At 70.1% G+C, this 4689-nt stretch carries 5 protein-coding genes; 1 reads left to right on the plus strand and 4 read right to left on the minus strand.

Annotated elements, in window-relative coordinates; all coding sequences use genetic code 11:
• Window positions 1-162: 162 nt before the first annotated feature.
• Complete coding sequence (locus WA805_RS12680; RefSeq protein WP_425242429.1) at window positions 163-351, plus strand: hypothetical protein; 189 nt, start codon at window positions 163-165, stop codon at window positions 349-351.
• 14 nt (window positions 352-365) lie between these two features.
• Here WA805_RS12680 and WA805_RS12685 read toward each other — a convergent pair whose 3' ends face one another.
• The 4 genes from WA805_RS12685 to WA805_RS12700 form a co-directional block, all read right to left on the minus strand.
• A complete protein-coding gene (locus WA805_RS12685; protein WP_425242430.1) occupies window positions 366-1031 on the minus strand; it encodes a class I SAM-dependent methyltransferase in 666 nt (221 codons plus the stop codon).
• Between the two features lie 66 nt (window positions 1032-1097).
• Window positions 1098-2243, minus strand: a complete 1146-nt coding sequence (locus WA805_RS12690) for an SCO family protein (RefSeq protein WP_422276544.1) — start codon at window positions 2241-2243, stop codon at window positions 1098-1100.
• 30 nt (window positions 2244-2273) lie between these two features.
• Window positions 2274-3572 (minus strand): NAD(P)/FAD-dependent oxidoreductase, encoded by a 1299-nt coding sequence (locus WA805_RS12695; RefSeq protein WP_425242431.1) that lies wholly within the window; start codon window positions 3570-3572, stop codon window positions 2274-2276.
• Window positions 3541-4497 (minus strand): YihY/virulence factor BrkB family protein, encoded by a 957-nt coding sequence (locus tag WA805_RS12700; RefSeq protein WP_425242432.1) that lies wholly within the window; start codon window positions 4495-4497, stop codon window positions 3541-3543. Before WA805_RS12700 ends, WA805_RS12695 begins: the two co-directional genes overlap by 32 nt.
• Window positions 4498-4689 lie beyond the last annotated feature (192 nt).

Consider the following 4689-nt stretch of genomic DNA (forward strand, 5'->3'; position numbering starts at 1 on the left):
CATTAGAATAGCACATCTATTCTAGAGAACACAACAGGTAGCATCAAAATCTTTTACTATGCGCAGTCATCGGGGAGTGAAGCTGGCGGCGTGACTCTTACTGGGCGGCCCGTGCGCCGCGGGTGCCCGGGCAGCCGCCCGGGCCGCTGCTGATCGTGCTGGATGGACGGGCGGGCCATCGCGAGGTGGACCGGGCTCGCGAAGCGCGGGCCCGCGGCTGGCGTCACCACCGTGTTCCCCGACGGCTGGGAGGGCCTCTGGCACCCGTTCCGGGCGCCGGACCGCGAGACCCGGCTGGACGACGCGCGCTTCCTCAACGAGCTCAGCAGTGGTCCTGGCGGCCACGCGTAACACCGGCCGAACGGTCAGGCGCCGCGGTCAGGGCCGCGGCGGACGTCGTGGTCGTTGAACCTGAACATGACCGCGTCCCGCTCAAGCGGGACCGGGCTGGCGGTGAAGCGGTGCGCGCCGCAGCACTGCCCGTACTCGGGACCGGAGAGCCAGACCAGCTCGAAGCCCCGCTCCTCGAACCAGGCGCACACTTGCGGCACCAGGTCGGGCTGCCAGCGGCCCCGGGTCCATATGACCGTGCCGCCGGCGGCGCACAGCTGCGTGCAGTAGCCGATCACCCGCTGCACATCGGCGTCTGTTATGTTGCCGAACACCCCGCAGACGAGCACCAGGTCGGCCGGGACCAGGTCCGCGTACTGGCTGGTCAGCGCGGCGTCGCCGAGCACGACCTCAAGCCGGTCCAGGCCGGCCTCAGCAGCCAGTCGGCGGGCCACCGCGGCGTTGCGCGGATCCAGCTCGACCAGCCGCGCGGTCACGTCCCCGCGGCGCGGGTGCCGGGACAGCGGGACGATCAGGTCGGCGCCCTGGCCGGCGCACAGGCTGATCGCGCGCAGCGGGCCTGGCGGCGCCTCGTCGAGCGCGGCACGGACCCGGTCCTGGACCCAGGACAGCCGCCGGGACAGGCCGCTGTCCGGGTCGTCGTAGGGGGCGTGCCAGGCGTACCAGTCGCGTTCTGCCACGGTGGCCAGGGTATCCGGGCGGTCAGGAATCTTCGATGGCCAGCCGACCGGCATCAGCCATCGTATTTACGCGTGCGCGGCGGCGGCCTTCTCCAGCGCCGGCAGCGGCAGCCAGCCGTCGTGCGTCCAGACCACCTTGCCGGCCGCGGAGACGAGCATCAGCCAGGGCTGGTCCTGCACGCCGTAGCCGTCGGCCACCCGGCCCGTCTCGTCGAGGGCGACCGGATAGCTGAGCGAGCCGACCTGGCCCAGGTAGGCGCCGACCGCGGCCGCGGACGGCTCGGTCACGGTCTCGTCCACCGCGGTCAGGGCCGGCAGGTGGTTCTTCGCCGCCGCCGCGACGTACGAGTTAAGACCGGTTAGCTCGGCTTTCAGGTCGGAGGTCTCGGTGAGCCAGGTGGCGAAGAAGACCACGAGCCGCGGCTTGCCCGGGCCCAGGGTCACCGTCGACGTCCCCGACCCCGAGTCGGACGGGCGCGCGGCGGGCAGCGACACGGCGGCCGCGGGCGTCTGCACGTCGACGGTCCCGAGCGACTCCTGGCTGAGCAGCTTCGGGTGGCCGGGCAGCAGCCCGGCGATCTCGGTGGCCAGCACTTGGGCGGACTGGGAGATGCTCGAGTAGGCCATCTGAGTCAGGTAGAGCTTCTGCAGCCTGCCGCGGGAGTCAATGATGAACAGCGCGGGCGTGTGGTCGATCTGGCCTTGCTCGACCTGTACCGCGATGTGGTAGGCGCTCCAGACCGCCTTGAGCTGGGCGGGTGACCCGGTGAGGAAGTCCCACCGGTTGACCATGCCGTGCGCGCGGGAGTAGGCGAGCACGTCGGCGACGCTGGTGGCGTCCGGGTTGGCGTCCACGCCGAGGAGCTGGACGTTGTTACCGGCCTTGCCGAGCAGTTCCTTCGCCAGCACCATGCTCTGCGTGGTGAGCGGGCAGACCGTGGTGCACTCGGAGTCCTCGAAACCGAGCATGACGATCTTGCCGCGGAACTGGCTCAGCGACATGGGCTGGCCGAACTGGTTCGTCAGGCTGATCTCGGGCGCGGGCTGGCTGTTCAGCGAGGTGCCGAGGTCCAGGTTGGGGTTGGCCATGGCGGCCGCGCTGGCGGTGCCCGACATGGAAGGCTGCGCGGGTGACGACGAGCCGCACCCGGCCAGCGCGGCCGTGGCGATGATCGCCGCGAGAGCGAGGCTTCCCCGAGTCAGCGAATTCACGAGCATGAGGTTACTACACGCAGTCGTAGGTCAGGCGGACGTGGTGCCGCTGGGGAGCGGCTCCGCTGGCTCGTCGCCGACGATCACGCCGCCGCCGTGCCCCCAGGCGATGTACCGCCAGGACAGGTTGATCAGCGTCGCGATCCGGTTCCGGTACCCGAGCAGGTACAGCAGGTGCAGGGCGAGCCAGGCGAGCCACGCCAGCGTCCCGGTGATCCGCAGGCCCCTGGGCAGCTCCACGACGGCGGAATTGCGGCCGATCGTGGCCATGGTGCCCTTGTCGTGATACTTGAACGGCTCGGTCTGCTCGCCGCGCAGCAGCCGGATGATCTGCCGGGCGACGTGCTTGCCTTCCTGCAGCGCGGGCTGCGCGAGCTGCGGTGACGGGTCGTCAGGCTCGAGCGCGATGTCGCCGGCCGCGAAAATCCGGTCGCTGCCCTGGACCCGCAGGTCGGGACCGACGAGGAGGCGGCCGTGCTGGCCCTGCGGGAGCCCCCAGCCCGCGGCCTCCTCCGGGGCGGCCACGCCGCCCGTCCACACGGTCAGGTCGCTGCGCAGGGACTGCCCGTCGCCGATGATGACCCGGTCCGGCCCCACCTCACGGATCTGCGTACTCAGCCTGATGTCCACGCCGCGCTTGACGAGCTGCTTCCTGGTGTACTCGCGCAGCTTCGGGTGGAATGGCATCAGCAGCGCGGGCGACATCTCGATCAGCCGGATGTGCACCCGGTCGGGGTTGACGGAGGGGAACGTGGCGCGCAGCACGTCGGTGCGCAGCTCGCCGAGGGTGCCGGCCAGCTCGACGCCGGTGGCGCCGCCGCCCACCACGGTGATCGTGAGCTCCTTGCTGGCGTCGGGGTCCTCGTCCAGCCACTCGAAGCCGTTGATGATGTGGTCGCGGAGCACCGTCGCGTCGACGCGGCTGTAGAGCCCGAACGTGTTCTCCACCGCGCCCTTGACGCCGAAAAAGTTCGCCGCCACCCCGGTGGCGATGATCAGGTAGTCGTAGCCGAGCTGGCCGCCGTCGGCCAGCGTCACCCGGCGGGCGGCCGCGTCGATCGTCTTCAGCTCACCCCGGCGGAACCGCATGCTGTACTTGCGGGTGAAGCCGCGAGCCGGGTAGGCGACGTCGCCGGGGTTCAGGCCGGCGGTCGCGACCTGGTAGAGCAGCGGCTGGAAGGTGCTGTACAGGTGGCCGTCCAGCAGGGTCACCCGCAGCCCTGAGCGGGTGAGCCTGGAGATGGCGGACAGTCCGCCGAACCCCGCGCCGCAGATGACCACGTGCGGCGCGCCGGGGTCAGCCTGACGTCTTCTCGCGATCGTACTCACCTCCGATCCCCACGACGATGTCCACTCCCTCCCCCCGCTTCTCGGCCTGCGCGTAGAGCTCGAACGCGCGCCGGTCTTGCTCGGTGTAGGGCGGTGGCGCGATGCTGCGCGGCCACAGCCGGCGTTCCTTTACCACGCTAATCTCGACCGCGTAGAGGGTGAGCTCCGCCTGCAGGTAGAGCCACGCGATCAGGCCGATCACGATGGCGAAGGTGCCGTAGACCGGCGAGGCGTGGGCCAGCTGGTGTGACACGAAGTAGCTGCCGACGGTCTGCAGCACCTGCCAGATGATGCCGGAGATGACCGCGGCGAGCCACAGCTGCCGCCAGCGGATCTCCGAGGCGGTGCCGAGGCGGAACGCGAGCCAGAAGACCCCGATGTTCAGCACGAGCGACACCACCAGGGCGGCCACGGTGGCGGCGAACCCGGAGAGCTTGTGGCCCGCCCCGCTGGCCAGCCCGGACAGGACCGTGGTCCCGATCAGGCCCAGCCCGATCACGACGATCTGTCCCAGGCTGCGCAGGAACGACCACGGGAAGCCGGGGCGGCGCGCGTACGGGATCTCCCACACCGTGTTGAGCGCGTTCTGCATGGCGTTCGCCACGCCCCGGGCGCCGAGGAACGTACCGACCAGGCCGATCACGAGGGGCAGCCCGGTCTGCTGGATCCGGCCGATGTGCCCGAGCTGCTGGCCGATCAGGGGGTACTGGCTCAGCGCGGAGTTCAGCAGCCGGTGCTGCAGGTCCGGGTGGTTCTTCAGCACGATGTCCAGCACGGTGACCAGCACGAGCATCAGCGGGAAGATGCTCACGAAGGCGAACCAGGCGACCAGCAGGGCCAGGTTGCCCGCCTGGTCGTCGCCGAACTTCTTCCACACCGCGACCGGGAAGGCCAGCCAGGCGTGCTTCTGCTGGTACTCGTCCACGGCCCGGAGGGCTTATTTGGCCATGTTCATCGCGAGGAAGACGTACCCGGCCTCAGCGCATCCATCCCCCGGAATCACGCTCGCGTTACCGCAGGCCATCACGGGATTGCGGGACATGTGCTACAGGCAGGTGCTACAAATAAAGCACGACGAGCTCGGGCCGCAGGCAGCCCTGGCCGCCCCGCTGCGGCC

Origin of the sequence: Trebonia sp. (assembly GCF_049794275.1) — a bacterium.
Lineage (GTDB): Bacteria > Actinomycetota > Actinomycetes > Streptosporangiales > Streptosporangiaceae > Trebonia.

Coding starts and splice junctions, on each gene's coding strand:
- WA805_RS12680 (WP_425242429.1), top strand. CDS start 163: ATGGACGGGCGGGCCATCGCGAGGTGGACCGGGCTCGCGAAGCGCGGG.